The following is a 16,453-nucleotide window of genomic DNA, read 5'->3' as shown; positions in this document are numbered from 1 at the left end:
AACAAATTTTATTACAAGTTCGTTTTGCTTTGTAAAAAATACGGTACTATTTTAGAGAGGATGGTTTTCCTATGAATAATCAGGAAGAATTAATAGAAACAGAATATAATCGCGCAGTAAATCTTTGGAATGAAACATACTCAGAATGTAAGCTTGTAGACTTGAAAGGCAAACCTCTTTCTGTTGAACCTATGTTTGATATTTGTCTTGACATATTTGCAAGCAAATGTAAGAAAGTTTTGGACTTTGGCTGTGGAACGGGCGATATCATTTTCCAATGTTACGAATTTGGTAACACCAGCTACGGTCTTGGCGTTGACGTATCTGAAACCGGAATTAACTATGCAACAAAAATGGCAAAAATTAACAACTATGATAATCTGGAATTTAAAGTTGGAAATATTTCTGCTCTGGATTCTTATGAGGATGGCTCTTTTGATGGCATTATTTTGTCTAACGTTCTTGATGTAATGCCAAAAAATATAGCTGCAGAAACATTTTCAAAACTTACACGTCTAATTCCTAAAGGTGGACTTATGTTTGTAAAACTAAACCCATATTATGAGGAAGGCTACCTTGAGTCTTTTGGATTTAAGCCTATTGCCAACAATTTGTTTGAAGAAGATGGGGTGCTTAGATACCGCGAAGTTGATACCGCCTCATGGAAGCAGGCATTTGAAAAATATTATGAAATAATACGTTATCTTGAATTTCCTTACCCTTGGCAGGAAGGAATGAACAGACTGTTTCTGTTGCAGAAGAAATAAAATTCATGTATGATATGTCCAAAAAGGGATTCATGCAAACACGTTGATTTTATCGTTTGCAAAGAATCCCTTTTCTTGACATATCTAACAATATAATTAACTTATTACTCTTCAACCGAATCTACATCAATTATAATTTTGTTGCAATTCCTGCATAGATACGCGTCAACGTATGTCTGTGTTAGCATACTTGTAAGTTTTACACTTTTAGCACCCTTCTTTTCAGATTTCCATTTTAAGGCATATCTGTCCTGATTTATTTCACCTTTTTCCATTTCTGAATTGCAATATGGACATTTCATTTCCATCATTTATCACCTCATTTAATTTGCTTATAGTGCAAATTTCCCTTCTAAAATTCCAATCTTGTATCTATTAAGATTTTTATTTTTTATCTGACATTAGTTTCTTAATACCATGTTTTAGTCCATCAACTGTTAACGGATACATGTCTACCAACTCACGTATCTTGCCTTCTGATTCCATCCAGTACATGCTGTCTGCCTGGCTATGAAATGACGGATTGAGCCATATTGTATGTGGATATTTTTTTGCAAATATCTGCATCCATTCGTAGCCTGACAAGCCGTTGTTAGGACCGCTGTAGTTACCGTTTTTGTCATAAAACTCTTCCGGTGCCATACCTGCATCGCCTACAATTATGACTTTGTAATCCTTGTCATAATTCTTAAATGCCCAAGATGTGTCTATCCAGTCACCGCTATTACATTCCGGATTCTTGTACAACTTGGCATAAATACAGTTATGAAAATAAAAAGTTTTTACATCCTTAAAATGGTTCGCCTTGTGAACTGCCTGAAATAGTTGATTGCACAACTCGCTGTAAGGATACATTGATCCACCGCTGTCAAACAAAAGCATTAACTTAACTGTATTCTTTCGTGGCTGCTGAAATTCAAGTTTCAAATAACCACCCTGATTACATGTTGAGTCGATTGTTCCATCTATATCTAATTCCGTTTTTGGCAAATCAAGCTTTCTTGAATACTGGCGAAGCTCCCTTAAAGCAACCTGAAACTGACGCATTGTAAGCTTTGTATCTCTACGAAAATCCTTGTAACGACGCTCTCCCATTACTGCAAAAGCTGTCTTCATTCCTGCCTGGTCGCCAATCTTAATACCGCCGGCAACTCGTCCGTTTCTACCAAACTCAGAGCCACCACCGCTACCAATCCAGTATTTACCACCGTTGTGCTCACTGTTCTGCTCAGCAAGTCTTTCCCTAAACATACGATGAACCTCGGCAGCTTCACGCTCTGATCTTGTATCAACATACCTGTCAGGATCTGTCATCTCTCCCATCTCACTGTCAGTATGAAGCCATTCATTTATCTGATCCAAATTTAATTTTTTGTCTTTAATATTTTTAAAATACTCTAAGAAGCTGGCGTCTAATTTGTCATAGTCACCTTCATTTTTTACAAATATAGTACGACATAAGTAATAAAAATCCGTAAAATTAGAATGAGCCAGGTCTTTATCCAAGGCGTCCATCAAAGTAAGCCATTCTGTTGTGGATATGTTAAGACCATTACTTCTCATAGTATAGAAAAAGGAAGTAAACATATTATTCCTCCATTCTATTACAGATTCATTCTTACTACTGTTTCTAAATCTTCATCCTTCTTAATAAGCACACCAAGATATGGTAATTTCTGCTCAATAGTATCAGGATCAACGCCACCTATCATTAACGCTCTAATCCAATCAATAAATTCTGACGTACTTGGCTTCTTTCTAATATCTCTAATATTTCTGATTTTGTAAAAAGTCTTCATTGCCTGCTCCAAAAGATTCTCTTCCAAATTTTCAAAATGAGCATTTACAATAAGCTTCATTAATCTTTCGTCAGGGAAGGTAATATAATGGAAAATACAGCGTCTAAGGAAAGCGTCCGGTAATTCCTTTTCTGCGTTAGATGTAATAATAACAATTGGCCTAACCTTTGCCTTAACTGTTTCTTTAGTTTCATTAATATAAAATTCCATCTTGTCCAATTCCCAAAGCAAGTCATTAGGAAATTCCAAATCTGCCTTGTCAATTTCATCAATTAACAAAACAACCTGTTTATCTTTCTTGAAAGCCTCACCAAGCTTTCCAAGTTTAATATATCTTGAAATATCGTCAACACCCTCTACACCAAACTGGCTGTCGTACAAACGCTGAATTGTATCGTATATATACAAACCATCCTGAGCTTTAGTTGTTGATTTAATATTCCAAATAAGCAGTTCCATATCCAATGATTTAGCTACTGCTTCTGCTAACATAGTCTTACCTGTTCCCGGTTCACCTTTAATCAATAAAGGCTTCTGCAATTTAGTAGCCACTTCCACAGATGCCATTAAATCATCTGATGCCACATAAGTATCTGTTCCTGTAAATCTTGTTTCTTTTGACATTTAAAAATTCCTTTCGCCGGTTTTACTTTTTTCGCTATTTGCGTAAATTATAACATATGAAACAAATAAAATCATTTTATTTATTAAACAAATTAATATTTATGAATTATTAAATTTAATATTTGTTAATTATCAACTTTAATCTCTTGATGCACTTGTCAATCCATTAAATTAACAATCTGATAATCTTTAGTAATCTGTAAATGTTTATCTTTTTTCATTCATAGATTTCACGATTTCACTAAATCGCTCCACAACCTTTCCGTAATTCTCCTTAAAATGAGGATACAGACAATCGCTGCAATCCTTAATCCCATTATCCAAATACCTAAAATTGCCACCACACTTATCGCCCAAAGTATAAAGAGGACAATAGCAAAATAAACAATTAAAATTATTTCCATCAGCATTCTTGTGACAAGGGAAAAATTCACATTTCCTATGAGAAAAATAGGAAAATTCTTTTTCCTCCCAATATTTCTTAGAAATCTCTTCCTTTTTATCCATATTTTTCAAAAAAACTCCTTATTTTTTTATAATATTCACTTTTATTTCATATCTAATTCACAAAATAACCACACTTTCACTCTATACTATAGCCATAGCGAACGAAAAACAGTTTTTAAACAAAACAGCAAAAAGTTTTTCATAAAAAGATTCATAGTCCGATTAAATTCGGATTGACATATATTAGTTTTTTTATTTTCTACTCCTTCTTATTAGAACATCCTTCCCTCGGATGTTCTAATTTTTTTTACAGCCTTCAAGGTCATACTCCACCTGTGCTTGCACAAAGGTGGAGTAATGACCTTAGAAGGCGCCCCAAAATGAGTAATATCGTGAAACAACAGTTTCACGATATACGAATTTTGGGGGCACAGATTGCTTTGGCAATCTGTGTAAAAAAAATATTTTGAATTAAACTTCCAAAAAATCCAGCCCATTCTCTGACTTCAAATACATCATCATAAGATAAGCCCCTCGAAGTGTTACTCTTTCTTCCTTTAATATTCTCTTCACCTGCTCCTTATCTGCCAGCATAACCTGTATGCGCTCGGCACTTTCAAGCTGCTGCTCCACTTCTTCAACGTGAATTGTTCCAAAGACTGTGCCATTTGACTCATCTGTAAAACCCGGTCCCATATAAAAAGGTCTTCTAAATGCTTCATTGCCACCTTTATATACTTTCAAATCGAAACCTGTTTCTTCCTTAATTTCTCTAACAGCCGACTGCTCTGCCACTTCTCCCGGATCTATGATTCCTGCTGGAAGTTCATAAATATATTCGTCCAAAGGATATCTATATTCCTTAATTACTAATAATCTTGGTTTTTCCTCATCTGTTACGGCATAAACAACAATGCCCTCAGGAGTATTGTCTTTAGTTTTTAATTTAATATGTTCTTCATCTCTTCTTGATACAAAATAATAGTCAAAGACTTTTCCTTCTCTATCTACCGCATCTAATTTGTATAAATTAAGAAATGGATTATCTGATTGTTTCTTCACTTTTTTATAATTAGACATAAAAACCTCTCTACATTATCCTTAAATCTTTACTCCTAAAAAGACCGCTTACCTTCTATGATAAGTGGTCTCTTTGATATTATGCAACTATAATTGTATATGCCTTTAAAAATTCTTTTCCCGGCTCTACTTTATTTATATTGTTCTTCTGTGAAATTTCCTTATTAAAACCTCTGTCGTCACAACGTCCCATCCATGGCTCTAAGCATACAAATGGAGCATCCTTAACTGACCAAATTCCGAAACTTGGGAACCCTTCACATTTCATTCCAACATAAGGTGTTCCATCCTTGTGACATACCCATGCTTCTTCAATCTGAGTTCCATCCAAAATAAGTGCGTCATTGTCAAAAATTTCTTCATTTAATACATATGTATTATTTTCAAGCTTAAGTGTTCTTTTTTCTTCCGGAATTGCTGTTCCCATTCCGTCTTCTGTTTCTTTATCTACTAAAATATATTCTAACTGATCCTTGCCGGGGAATTTAAGAATATAATCTGACTTAACTTCATCTTTCTTGGCAAATCTAAATGCAGGATGAGCACCTATTGTAAAATACATTGTCTCATTTCCTGTATTTTCAACCTTCCATTCAACTTTAACTTCTTTGCCTTCTAAGTAATAATTAACAAATAGTTTAAAATCAAAAGGGTATTTCTTCTTTGTTTCTTCTGATGAATTTAACAAAAAAGATACCATACTATCTGTGCTTTCCACACATTCAAAAACACTATCCCTTGCAAATCCATGCTGGCTTGTAGTGTATTCCTCTCCATTAATCAGCATCTTGTTCTTGTACGTTTTACCTACATTAGGGAAAAGAACCGGTGAATGTCTCTTCCAAAACTCAGGATTACCTTCCCATATAATGTCTGTTCCATCTTCCTTATTGTAAATTTTTGTAATCTCTGCTCCGTCTTCTGATGCTTCTACCAAAAGATACTGATTTTCCAATTTCATTAAAAGTTCCTCCTTTATTTTTCCTTTCAATTTTACTTTGATTTTATATTGATTATTAATTTTAATCGCATAAATTTTTTATTTAAAATTATTATTTAATTTCTGTTATATTTTAACGACTTTCTTTTTTGTCTTTATACATTTTTTTATCTGCATCTCTAAACCACTGATCAACAGATTTTTTATTTCCATTTTCATCAATGTAGAAACTTATACCTCGCGCTATTGACACATTATATGGATTGTTTCTTTCAACATTAAACTTTCGGCAAAAACCATCACTGGCATAAAGTATTCGACTATAATCTGAATTACATACATATATAACCTGCTTTGATGCCATAATTAAATTCTCGTATTTCTTATACAAGTTAAGAGTTCCCGCAACTCTTTTCTGTATTTCAAACATATCAAAAGGATGTGTAAAATAATCAATTGCACCTAATTCGTAGGCTTTCTCAATGTTTTCGTGATTATCTTCCGCTAAAATCACAATTACCGGAATACGTTCAATAACATATTCTTCATTCATCCATTCCAATACCTGATATCCGTTAGTTTCAGGCATATTTAAATCCAATAGAAGTGCTGAAAATGAATCTTCTTCCTTCTTTAGTAACTCGATTGCTTCTGTTCCATCTTTTGCTTCTGTAACAATATATTCATCTCCGAGGATTTCTTTCAGAATTTCTCTATTCATCTTGGAATCATCCGCAATTAGTAATCTATTTTTTTCTCTTGATTCCTTTATCATAAGTATTCACTTCCTCCACTTCATTCTTTTTCTTTTGTTTTCTATCTCTTTCTATATTTTAACACAAATGTCTAATTTTTCGTAGCATTGCTTTGCTTATTTTTTTGCTAAAAATATACAGCTTTTAATACGCTAATTTGTTTATTTTTTATTGATTTTTTCTTCTTATTTTGCTATCATATCAAAGGATTATATAAGTTCATGATATGGATGAACGTTTCTACTAACTGCCGCAAATGGTTATCTATAATCTTTATTATAGGTGAATTTTATTTTGCGGTATTTTTGTGTGCAAAAAAGTATTTTTAATTTACTTTAATTATTACATTTAGGAGGATTTTGAATGAGACATTATGATGTTATTGTAATTGGTGCCGGACCGGGTGGTATTTTTGCCACATATGAATTGGCAAAAAAGCAGCCTGAACTTTCTATTGCTGTTTTTGAAGCCGGACATAAGTTATCAGGAAGAAAGTGTCCTATTGATGGTGACAAGATTCCTAACTGCATCAATTGTAAAAGCTGCTCTATTATGAGTGGTTTCGGTGGTGCCGGAGCTTTTTCTGATGGTAAATATAATATTACTAATGATTTTGGTGGCACTCTTTATGAACACATTGGTAAAAAACAGGCCATTGAATTAATGAAATATGTTGACGAAATTAACATGGAACACGGTGGAGAAGGCACAAGACTTTTCTCAACTGCCGGAACTAAGTTTAAGAAGATTTGTATGCAGAACAAGCTTAAACTTCTTGATGCTTCTGTTCGTCACTTGGGAACTGACATTAACTATGTTGTTCTTGAAAATTTATATGACGAATTAAAAGATAAGGCTGATTTTTACTTTGACACACCTGTTTCTTCAATTACTCATTTAGATAAAGGCTATAGTATTCATACTGAAGATGAAGATTTTGAATGTAAAGATTGTATTGTTTCTGTAGGTCGAAGCGGAAGCAAGTGGATGGAACAGGTTTGCCACGAAATGGACATACCTACTAAGTCTAACCGTGTTGACATTGGTGTTCGTGTTGAACTTCCTGCTGTTATCTTCTCTCATCTTACAGATGAATTGTATGAAAGTAAGATTGTTTACCGTACACAGCAATTCGAAGACAATGTTCGTACTTTCTGTATGAACCCACACGGTATTGTTGTTAACGAAAATACTAACGGCATTGTTACTGTTAACGGACACAGTTATGAAGGTGAAGAAATGCAGACTGAAAATACTAACTTTGCCCTTTTGGTTGCTAAGCATTTCTCTGAGCCTTTCAAAGACAGTAACGGATATGGTGAAAGTATTGCCCGCCTTTCTAATATGCTTGGTGGTGGCGTAATTGTTCAGCGTTTCGGTGACTTAGTAAGAGGTCGTAGAAGTACTGAAAGCCGAATTGAAGAAGGACTTGTTACTCCTACTCTTTCAGCTACTCCAGGTGATTTAAGCCTTGTACTTCCAAAGCGTATCTTGGATGGAATCATTGAAATGATTTATGCCTTAGATAAAATTGCTCCAGGTACAGCCAATGATGATACATTGCTATATGGTGTAGAAGTTAAGTTCTACAATATGGAAGTTGAACTTAATGACAATCTTGAATGTAAATATGACGGATTATATATTATCGGCGACGGAAGTGGTGTTACACATTCACTTTCACATGCTTCAGCCAGTGGTGTGTATGTTGCAAGACATATATGTGAAAAGGCAGAATAAAGGAAGAAGATTAATGTTGCAGGGAGGACGTAGCATTATTGGAAAGCCACGACGGATTTGCGTCGTGGCTTTTGCTTTTGAGATTAGTTTCTATTTGTGTTTTTTGAAGATTTTCGCTCCATTTTCCGTACAAAGTCGTCCGTGGAGATGTCCACACTCTGGGGGCAGTATAAGTTGTTTTTTCGGTCACGACTACGTGTCATAGAGCGAAAATGTTGTATGACACGTAATTATTGAATTTTAGCTTGTCCTTTCGGCTGAATTTACGTGTCGGTGAGCCGAAACGTTGTACCACACGTAATTTATTGAATTTTAGCTTGTCCTTTCGACTGGATTTACGTGTCGGTGAGCCGAAACGTTATACCACACGTAATTTATTGAAACTTAGCTTGTCCTTTCGGCTGAATTTACGTGTCGGTGAGTCGAAACGTTGTACCACACGTAATTACTAGAAATTTCATTAATATTTCGAGAATAATTACGTGTCAGCGAAAGGAAATGTTATATGACACGTAACTGGAATCGGCATTACGCATAGTTTAATCAGTCTCTTTATTTACATAAATCAACTGATTATCTATTTTCTTAATTCTGCCAATTAATCTGCTGTTCCTTTATTAGCGGATATCTGACTACTTCCGCGCCATCTAAGTTTTCTCTGTTCATATCAACTGCTGTTATCTGCTGATTATCATATGTTGTATAATAATAAATTCCCTTTTTAGCATTGCAACATGAAGTGTACAATGTGATTTCGTACTTATCTTCCGCTACTTCACAACAGCCTCTCTGCTGGTCAACAGAGCCCAAAATATGGAAGAACTGGCTTACACTTTCTGCCTCTGAATTACCTGAAACAGAATTCATCTTTGTGAAGGCAACCTTAGCAAAACGTGAGGCTGATGATAAATCTCCCGGAAGTCCTAACGCTCCCATTCCTCTGCTGTAAGTTGTCAAATCAAGTTCTGATGCAAATTTGTTTTCCGGCTGTCTTGGGGACAGGTTCATGTAATTGTTTAACATAAACATCTGCTGTGGAAATGGTGGATTGTTAGTCAACACTCCTACAGGATTGTCATAAACCTTTAATCCTTCTGCCACAGGTTCTACAGTTATGGATTCTTCACTGTCTGAAATAATCCAATGTAACTGAGCTGATGGCAACTGCTCACTAAAAGGTGTTGAAACAAGATTCATTCTGCCTATAAGTTCTCTCGCCTCTTTAACTGACTGGCATCTACCAAGAATCCATGGAATAAATTCAAACTGGGCTATATTGTCCCTGCCCTCTTCAATAGGCTGAAACTTAGCATTGCCCACAAAATTAAGCCCTGCCATTCCAAGTCCCTTCTCATTAATTCCATCATAATACAATGGGTACCCTCCTGCCACATATGCCATACCGATAATTGCATAATGGCTCTCCAATATTCCCATATGTCTAAAATCAAATCCATAATTTCTAGGTGTTATTGTTACCTCATCACCATATGAAAATTCATAGTCTAAAGTTCTTCCAAAATAAAAATCATTAGTTTTATAAGTTGCTGCTGTACACATATCTCTCCTTATTCAAAATACTGTTTAGACAGTCTTTTAACCTCTGTCTTAACTTTTTCCAAAATATCCTCAGGTCCCACAATCTTTACACCGTCACCTAAAGAAAATATCCATGAAATAAACTGATTGCTTACTATTACTTTTACATTTGCAGTAAAATGTTCATCATCTTTTGGTATAAACATAGTGTCTTTTCCGAATCGGTCAATAATAACACCTGCCATTTCGTTTTTGCACTCTAGTTTTATTATTTCCTCTTCGCCGGAAAACATACCAAATACTTTCTTGGCATATAAACCTACATCTGCATTCTGCCCGCTAAACTTTTCTCCTCCAAGTCGTGGTTTGTCCAAAAATTCAATGTTAAGCATCTTATCAACCCTGAAATGTTTAACTTTTTCATCACTTGAATCAATTGCAACCATATAATAGTTCTCATCATCCCAAGTTAAAGCCCAAGGACTTACTATGTAAGGTTCTCCGTCCTTTCTCAAAACCATTTCCTTCTTCACATTCCACTGGAAATACTGAAAACTAATCATAGAATTTCTGTCAATTGCAGTATGTATCTTATCCACATTATAATAAATCTTCTCATTAGTTGTCTTTACGCGCTGAGATACATAAACCTGATGCTGAAGCTGTGATGCCTGATATTCGCTTGCCAAACCCTCAATCTTCTTAATAAGTTGGTTAGTCTTCCTTTCAGTAATGAATTTAGCTGACTGCACCGAATCTACCAATAACTTCAACTCTGCCAATTCAAACTGTCTGCTTACCAAATAATAGTAATAAGTTCTGTCGTGCTGTTCTCCTACAATATCCAATCCATATTGACGCAAATTCTCAATATCATTATAAAGACTTTTACGTTCAGCATTCACCCCATACGCCTTTAACTCACTAATGATTTCATTCATTGTTATGCTATGCTGCTCATCAGTTTTCTCAGTTAATATCTTTATCAGATATACTATCTTTAATTTCTGATTGCTTCCTTTTGCCATACCTACCTCCTTGCCCCTAAGCAGGTCTGTTTCTTTTGTTAAAAAATATACCTCTATTCTACACCAAAACAGTTGTATATTCTATGTAGCAATTTCAACAATTTTAGTCTATCATATATATTAATGTTTATTAGAGCTTCTCCACTCCTTTATTGTTTCACTTATAGTATTATAATCCCTTTGAAAAAGTTCTTCACTAATCTGCCTGTGTAACAAATCCCACTGCACCTTCTCCATTATCTTTGTTATAACAAAATCCTTGCTCCTCTGTTTGTACTTAGGCATACCGTTAATCTCCTGTATATGGGAAAGTTCCGGTCGCCACAATATACTTAGCTTACGCTTCATCTTATAAGTTCTTTGGGCACGCTTATTAATTTCCGGCTCTCTTAAAACATTAAATTCCACACTTTCTTCCTTACTAATCGCCTCAATAATTCCCCAGTATTCCGGAACATGTTCTTCAATATGCTTTGAGTGGCTACTTCCCACAACCACATAATTATAATCAAAAAACTTATTATAATCCTTCACCTGTCTTGCAAGCCTTGCGTATGTATCCGCATCACTTTTGATTTCCACGCCAATAAGCTTCTCTTCAAGAACAAGCATTACATCAGCTCTTGATTTTGCAATCTGCTTTTCTTCTATTATTCGTACCTTACCGAATTTTTCATCAAAAAAATCAAATAACGGCTCTCTTATATCCTGATCTTTTAACATTTCGTTCCTCTATTACACGTCCTATCCAACACATTCTATATTATATATGTTATTCTCTGTTATGTTTGATATTCTGTAATTCTAATCTCTCTATTTCGTGGACTTTGCCTTTGGATAAATTCTCTCCATTCTGCCATCATCAAAATGACTATCCATAACCTTCTGCCATTGGGAAGTTGCACTTATGCCCCTATCTCTCTCATCATATCTGATTAAGGCTAAGCTTGATACACCACAATTTATTACCATAAATATTATCAAAATCCATGTGACAATTTTGCCCCATAGCATTGGTAATAATTCTATTGCTCTAGATATGTATGGATAAAGTTTTTTAAACCAGACAACTGCTGCTATGCCCCAGAAAAAACAATACAACAGATTAATTCTACCACCCAAGTTAAAAGGAATATCGCTATAATCCCAAAATACTTTTCCAAAAACTATCTCCGTAAAAACGCTGCACAAATATTCATAAGCGCCACCAAGGAGAGTGCCTACCGCAAACAAGAAGCTGTCGCTTTTGTCTTTATATTTATAAAGCATCTGGGTAACCACAGCTATTGCAAGTCCCCAGACAATACTAAAAGGTCCCCAAACCACACTGCTTCGGCTCATCCACACGCCTTCAGTTATTCTGCAAAAAATAGTTTCCGTTATATCACCAAGAAACGCTCCTATAAAAAACAACAATACTATTTTATAAAAACTACATCCGTAGGCAAAAACCTTAGTTTCACTTTCTTCTTTTGACTGAACTTTTATATTTTCAGTTTTTTGTGCTTTAGGATAAGCTTTGTGAATACGTCCGTCTACAAAATTGTAAATTAAAGTTCCAAGTTTTACCCTAACGCTGTCTATCTTATCATTGGCACTTTCCCATTTTTTTAAATTTTTGCTTTTTCCTTTTAACAAAAGATAAGATGCCAATATGTCTACTATCATTACCCCTACAAGAACTAATAAAATGACGTTCATTAACAGTTCCGGCAAAATTGTAAGAATTTTTAATGTAATCTTATTTCCCCATTTTACAATAACATAACCTAAAAATCCCCAAAACACTGAAACAGGAACGCATACGTATCCGTCAAAATTCCATTTAACATTGGAGTAATCCCACCAACGTTCTTTAAATGCCAATTCAATAAGATGTCCTGCTATCCACTCAACTACAGTGGCATAAATCATTGCAAATAAAAATAGCCAGATTCCTGTTAATTCCTGTAAACCCACCGTAATTATTACTGCTGTTATTCCATAAAGAACACAAAAAGGTCCATTAACCAAACCTCTGTTAGCGAATTTTTTCTGTTTTAATGATGCTGATACTGTTTCAAATAGCCATCCCAGAAATGAATATATAAAAAACATCCATAATAAATCATAGACAGTAAAATGTATCATTGTCTTTCTCCTCTTGTATAAAACCCGGGTACAAAATACGCACCCGGGTTCTTTATTTAAACATATATTGTTCTATATATTTATATGACACTTATATGTGTCTTTTAACCTTTAAATTAGATCTGTGGTCCTGCTGAAACTAAAGCCTTACCAGCTTCATTTCCTTCATACTTAGCAAAGTTCTTGATGAATCTTTCAGCTAAGTCCTTAGCCTTAGCTTCCCATTCTGAAGCATCAGCGTAAGTATCTCTAGGATCAAGGATTCCTGTATCAACACCTGTAAGTTCTGTTGGAACTTCAAAGTTGAAGTATGGAATCTGCTTTGTTGGTGCATTTAAGATGTCACCGTTTAAGATAGCATCTATGATACCACGTGTATCCTTAATTGAGATACGCTTTCCTGTACCATTCCATCCTGTGTTAACTAAGTAAGCCTTAGCTCCATTCTTTTCCATCTTCTTAACTAATTCTTCAGCGTATTTTGTTGGATGAAGCTCTAAGAAAGCCTGTCCGAAACATGCTGAGAATGTTGGTGTAGGTTCTGTAATTCCACGTTCTGTACCAGCAAGTTTTGCTGTAAATCCTGATAAGAAGTAGTACTGTGTCTGAGCTTCTGTAAGGATTGATACTGGTGGTAATACTCCAAATGCATCTGCTGATAAGAAGATAACGTTCTTAGCTGCTGGTGCAGATGAAATAGGTCTTACAATGTTTTTGATATGATTGATTGGGTAAGATACACGAGTATTTTCTGTTACACTCTTATCTGCAAAATCAATCTTTCCTTCAGCATCAAGTGTTACGTTCTCAAGAAGAGCGTCACGTCTGATTGCATTGTAGATATCTGGTTCTGATTCTTTATCTAAGTTGATAACCTTAGCGTAGCATCCACCTTCAAAGTTGAATACGCCGTTGTCATCCCAACCATGTTCATCATCACCGATAAGTAAACGCTTAGGATCTGTTGAAAGTGTTGTCTTACCTGTTCCTGAAAGACCGAAGAAGATTGCTGTGTTTTCACCGTTTAAGTCAGTGTTAGCTGAGCAGTGCATTGAAGCAATTCCCTTAAGTGGAAGGAAGTAGTTCATCATTGAGAACATACCCTTCTTCATTTCTCCGCCGTACCATGTATTAACGATAACCTGTTCACGGCTTGTGATGTTGAACACAACTGCTGTTTCTGAGTTAAGTCCTAATTCTTTATAGTTTTCAACCTTAGCCTTTGAAGCATTGTATACAACAAAGTCTGGTTCGAAGTCTTTAAGTTCTTCTTCTGTTGGCTTAATAAACATATTTGTTACAAAATGAGCCTGCCAAGCAACTTCAACGATGAAACGGATTGCCATACGTGTGTCTTTGTTTGCTCCACAGAAAGCATCTACTACATAAAGTTTCTTATTTGAAAGTTCTTTAATAGCAAGATCCTTTACAGCAGCCCAAGCTTCCTTGCTTGCCTTGTGGTTATCATTCTTGTATTCATCTGTTGTCCACCATACTGTGTCTTTTGAATTTTCGTCTTCAACGATAAATTTATCTTTTGGTGAACGACCTGTATAAATACCAGTCATAACGTTAACAGCACCAAGTTCGCTCTCCTGTCCTTTTTCGTAACCTTCAAGTTCTGGTTTTGTTTCTTCTTCAAATAATGTTTCATATGAAGGATTGTACACGATTTCTGTTGTACCTGTGATACCATACTTGCTTAAATTGATTTCTGCCATCTTATTTAAACCTCTTTTCTTTAAATATAGTAATATAATGAACACCTGCTTGCGCTGGCTCTTATATCAACCTTGTGGAACTAAAAAACAAAGTTCCTAATATGATATTATACATATTTTCGTTGTAAATTCAACTGAAATCGCCTTGTTTTTCCCTTATTAATAAAGTAAAGTGTTCAATTAATTAATGAAAGTGTTGGTTTTTAGACTAATTGAAGTCTAACTTTTGTGGTTCGCCTCACTCACAGCCTTTTTATTTTGTTCCTGTATATTTAAAGTTTCTATTTTTATCTTCTCATATAACATATACATCCCCTGCACTCCTGCCACAAAGGAAATCACATAGTACGGCATAATATACAGTGCCTTGCCTTCCCACAGAAAATGGAATATGAAACCTCCAAGTACTGCCACCTGTAGTAACATGTTCCAGATGGTAAGCTGTTTTCTTTTTGCTATAAGGTATGCAAGGTTTCCAAGCCAGATAAATATAAGATATAGTTTCATTATTACGAATATGATTTTGTTTACTTTTCCCTTTTCTATACTTTTAGCTACCTTTGACCATTCTGCGTGATTATCCATTGCCTGAAGCATCCAGAAAGTTTGGAATGTTGGTTCGCACCACTGTGTTGTGATTTTATTTTTTGCAAAATCCACAAACTCTAATGGTTTGCTTTTAAACTCACTTAGTCGTTCACTTATGTTTTCTCCCGCTATTTCTGATGCTTTTTCACTGTCACGACCTGCGTTTACAAAAGTTGTCAAATTATAAGCGTTGTACCAGCCATCAACACCGCAACCTAACTCTTTTGTACCCTTCTGCAATCCCATGGCTATAAAGCATTTCGCCGGAACACCTTTTGAAATAGTTACATTAGCCTTTTTTGCATAATACAGATTTACACATTTAGGCGCCATCAACGCTCCCATTAAGATTATTGAGAAAACTACATATTTTAATTTTTGTTCTTTTATTCCATAAAATAAAGTAACCAAAACTGCTGCAATTACAAAAATCAAACAATTGCTTTTGCTTATTGTTCCCATGCAGAAAGCCAGAAAACTTATTACAAAATTAAGGATTTTTCCATTTTCTTTTGCAAGGATAAGATTATAGAAGCCTACTAATGAGAAGAATAGTCCAAATATTGTTCCGTACACAAAGAAGCTATAGAAAATCAATGGGAAACATCCAAAGACCATAACCCAATACAGATTGTGGATTCTAATATTATCTGTCATTTTGGTTAGAATCTTATATAGCATATTGAAAATTCCTGCCATTGCAAGAACATTAAAAAGCATTATTGCGATGTAATTATCTTTTCCGAATATGTAGTAAATAATTTGGATAATGCCGATTATTCCAAGCTGTTGCGGATATGCTACCAAATATCCTTCACCTGTAAGCTCGCTGTAATCTCCATCAAGAAAACTTGATGCAATTCTCTGAACAATACTTTGGTCACTTATAGGGTATGCCCTTGCCATAACTATGTATGCGATTCCAATTGCAATAACATATATTGTTGCAATATTGGCAAACTTCTTTGTATCCATTTTTAGTAATTTTGTATATCTGTCAATAATATACAGAATTGCAAAAATAGTTACCACATACAAAATTATCATAAGAATATTGTTAAGGCTATACTCTGCATATTCCTTGTAATCGTTAACTTTCATATCAATTTTTGTTGTTCCCAAAATATTAAAAATTGATAGAATCCCAAACATTGCCACAAGGATTCCCCATATTATTTTTTGAATTACATTTCCTGTTTTGTTAATTATTGCATTCATACTTTTCTCCGTTTCTTCTTTATTATTTATATTACAGTGTCTAAGGTCTTATCTCACATATGCCGTGCAATTATGTT

15 protein-coding genes and 1 riboswitch are annotated in these 16,453 nt (G+C 34.8%); of the genes, 2 read left to right on the top strand and 13 right to left on the bottom strand.

What is annotated here, in order from left to right; translation table 11 throughout:
* The first annotated feature begins 71 nt into the window (after positions 1 to 71).
* A complete protein-coding gene (locus NQ558_RS05000) occupies positions 72 to 767 on the top strand; it encodes a class I SAM-dependent methyltransferase (RefSeq protein WP_005359108.1) in 696 nt (231 codons plus the stop codon).
* Between the two features lie 104 nt (positions 768 to 871).
* On the opposite strand, the gene NQ558_RS04995 is transcribed toward NQ558_RS05000, so the two are convergent.
* From NQ558_RS04995 to NQ558_RS04965, 7 genes are all read right to left on the bottom strand, one after another.
* On the bottom strand, positions 872 to 1,078 hold the full coding sequence (locus tag NQ558_RS04995) for a PF20097 family protein (protein WP_005359109.1): 207 nt from the start codon (positions 1,076 to 1,078) through the stop codon (positions 872 to 874).
* Positions 1,079 to 1,151: 73 nt separating this feature from the next.
* Positions 1,152 to 2,354, bottom strand: a complete 1,203-nt coding sequence (locus NQ558_RS04990; protein ID WP_040445877.1) for a VWA domain-containing protein — start codon at positions 2,352 to 2,354, stop codon at positions 1,152 to 1,154.
* A gap of 17 nt (positions 2,355 to 2,371) precedes the next feature.
* Positions 2,372 to 3,190, bottom strand: a complete 819-nt coding sequence (locus tag NQ558_RS04985; protein WP_005359116.1) for an AAA family ATPase — start codon at positions 3,188 to 3,190, stop codon at positions 2,372 to 2,374.
* 207 nt (positions 3,191 to 3,397) lie between these two features.
* Entirely contained in the window at positions 3,398 to 3,697 is a 300-nt protein-coding gene (locus NQ558_RS04980) for a cysteine-rich small domain-containing protein (protein WP_005359118.1), read from the bottom strand.
* Positions 3,698 to 4,108: 411 nt separating this feature from the next.
* Positions 4,109 to 4,717 (bottom strand): NUDIX hydrolase, encoded by a 609-nt coding sequence (locus tag NQ558_RS04975; protein ID WP_005359123.1) that lies wholly within the window; start codon positions 4,715 to 4,717, stop codon positions 4,109 to 4,111.
* A 79-nt stretch (positions 4,718 to 4,796) separates the two neighbouring features.
* Positions 4,797 to 5,678 carry an aldose 1-epimerase family protein gene (locus NQ558_RS04970; protein ID WP_005359125.1) on the bottom strand — a complete coding sequence of 294 codons (882 nt, stop codon included), beginning with the start codon at positions 5,676 to 5,678 and terminating at the stop codon, positions 4,797 to 4,799.
* A 112-nt stretch (positions 5,679 to 5,790) separates the two neighbouring features.
* Positions 5,791 to 6,432 (bottom strand): response regulator, encoded by a 642-nt coding sequence (locus NQ558_RS04965; protein WP_005359132.1) that lies wholly within the window; start codon positions 6,430 to 6,432, stop codon positions 5,791 to 5,793.
* A gap of 169 nt (positions 6,433 to 6,601) precedes the next feature.
* Positions 6,602 to 6,699: riboswitch (purine riboswitch) on the top strand.
* A gap of 76 nt (positions 6,700 to 6,775) precedes the next feature.
* On the opposite strand from NQ558_RS04965, the gene NQ558_RS04960 reads away from it, so the two are divergent.
* The gene (locus NQ558_RS04960) at positions 6,776 to 8,152 is read left to right on the top strand and encodes an NAD(P)/FAD-dependent oxidoreductase (RefSeq protein WP_005359134.1); all 1,377 of its coding nucleotides are present in this window, start codon (positions 6,776 to 6,778) and stop codon (positions 8,150 to 8,152) included.
* 585 nt (positions 8,153 to 8,737) lie between these two features.
* Here the strand turns inward: NQ558_RS04960 and bsh are convergent.
* The 6 genes from bsh to NQ558_RS04930 form a co-directional block, all read right to left on the bottom strand.
* Positions 8,738 to 9,712, bottom strand: a complete 975-nt coding sequence (gene bsh / locus NQ558_RS04955) for a choloylglycine hydrolase (RefSeq protein WP_005359136.1) — start codon at positions 9,710 to 9,712, stop codon at positions 8,738 to 8,740.
* Positions 9,713 to 9,720: 8 nt separating this feature from the next.
* Positions 9,721 to 10,719: a helix-turn-helix transcriptional regulator gene (locus NQ558_RS04950; protein WP_005359137.1), complete on the bottom strand. Its 999-nt coding sequence runs from the start codon at positions 10,717 to 10,719 to the stop codon at positions 9,721 to 9,723.
* Positions 10,720 to 10,839: 120 nt separating this feature from the next.
* Entirely contained in the window at positions 10,840 to 11,442 is a 603-nt protein-coding gene (locus NQ558_RS04945) for a sce7726 family protein (RefSeq protein WP_005359138.1), read from the bottom strand.
* Between the two features lie 90 nt (positions 11,443 to 11,532).
* Positions 11,533 to 12,849: a putative ABC transporter permease gene (locus NQ558_RS04940; protein WP_005359140.1), complete on the bottom strand. Its 1,317-nt coding sequence runs from the start codon at positions 12,847 to 12,849 to the stop codon at positions 11,533 to 11,535.
* Between the two features lie 116 nt (positions 12,850 to 12,965).
* Positions 12,966 to 14,570, bottom strand: a complete 1,605-nt coding sequence (gene pckA, locus NQ558_RS04935) for a phosphoenolpyruvate carboxykinase (ATP) (RefSeq protein ID WP_005359142.1) — start codon at positions 14,568 to 14,570, stop codon at positions 12,966 to 12,968.
* A gap of 219 nt (positions 14,571 to 14,789) precedes the next feature.
* Complete coding sequence (locus NQ558_RS04930) at positions 14,790 to 16,376, bottom strand: glycosyltransferase family protein (RefSeq protein WP_005359143.1); 1,587 nt, start codon at positions 16,374 to 16,376, stop codon at positions 14,790 to 14,792.
* Positions 16,377 to 16,453: the final 77 nt, after the last annotated feature.

The sequence above is a fragment of the Eubacterium ventriosum genome, assembly GCF_025150745.1.
GTDB classification, from domain to species: domain Bacteria; phylum Bacillota; class Clostridia; order Lachnospirales; family Lachnospiraceae; genus Eubacterium_G; species Eubacterium_G ventriosum.
This window is presented reverse-complemented; position numbering and strand designations above follow the sequence as displayed.

What these genes read in the sequence shown, in the direction of transcription:
- bsh (WP_005359136.1), bottom strand. Translation starts at nt 9,712, where the DNA reads ATGTGTACAGCAGCAACTTATAAAACTAATGATTTTTATTTTGGAAGA.
- NQ558_RS04945 (WP_005359138.1), bottom strand. Translation starts at nt 11,442, where the DNA reads ATGTTAAAAGATCAGGATATAAGAGAGCCGTTATTTGATTTTTTTGAT.
- NQ558_RS04980 (WP_005359118.1), bottom strand. Translation starts at nt 3,697, where the DNA reads ATGGATAAAAAGGAAGAGATTTCTAAGAAATATTGGGAGGAAAAAGAA.
- NQ558_RS04930 (WP_005359143.1), bottom strand. Translation starts at nt 16,376, where the DNA reads ATGAATGCAATAATTAACAAAACAGGAAATGTAATTCAAAAAATAATA.
- NQ558_RS04990 (WP_040445877.1), bottom strand. Translation starts at nt 2,354, where the DNA reads ATGTTTACTTCCTTTTTCTATACTATGAGAAGTAATGGTCTTAACATA.
- NQ558_RS04960 (WP_005359134.1), top strand. Translation starts at nt 6,776, where the DNA reads ATGAGACATTATGATGTTATTGTAATTGGTGCCGGACCGGGTGGTATT.
- NQ558_RS04985 (WP_005359116.1), bottom strand. Translation starts at nt 3,190, where the DNA reads ATGTCAAAAGAAACAAGATTTACAGGAACAGATACTTATGTGGCATCA.
- NQ558_RS04950 (WP_005359137.1), bottom strand. Translation starts at nt 10,719, where the DNA reads ATGGCAAAAGGAAGCAATCAGAAATTAAAGATAGTATATCTGATAAAG.
- NQ558_RS04940 (WP_005359140.1), bottom strand. Translation starts at nt 12,849, where the DNA reads ATGATACATTTTACTGTCTATGATTTATTATGGATGTTTTTTATATAT.
- pckA (WP_005359142.1), bottom strand. Translation starts at nt 14,570, where the DNA reads ATGGCAGAAATCAATTTAAGCAAGTATGGTATCACAGGTACAACAGAA.
- NQ558_RS04970 (WP_005359125.1), bottom strand. Translation starts at nt 5,678, where the DNA reads ATGAAATTGGAAAATCAGTATCTTTTGGTAGAAGCATCAGAAGACGGA.
- NQ558_RS04995 (WP_005359109.1), bottom strand. Translation starts at nt 1,078, where the DNA reads ATGATGGAAATGAAATGTCCATATTGCAATTCAGAAATGGAAAAAGGT.
- NQ558_RS04965 (WP_005359132.1), bottom strand. Translation starts at nt 6,432, where the DNA reads ATGATAAAGGAATCAAGAGAAAAAAATAGATTACTAATTGCGGATGAT.
- NQ558_RS04975 (WP_005359123.1), bottom strand. Translation starts at nt 4,717, where the DNA reads ATGTCTAATTATAAAAAAGTGAAGAAACAATCAGATAATCCATTTCTT.
- NQ558_RS05000 (WP_005359108.1), top strand. Translation starts at nt 72, where the DNA reads ATGAATAATCAGGAAGAATTAATAGAAACAGAATATAATCGCGCAGTA.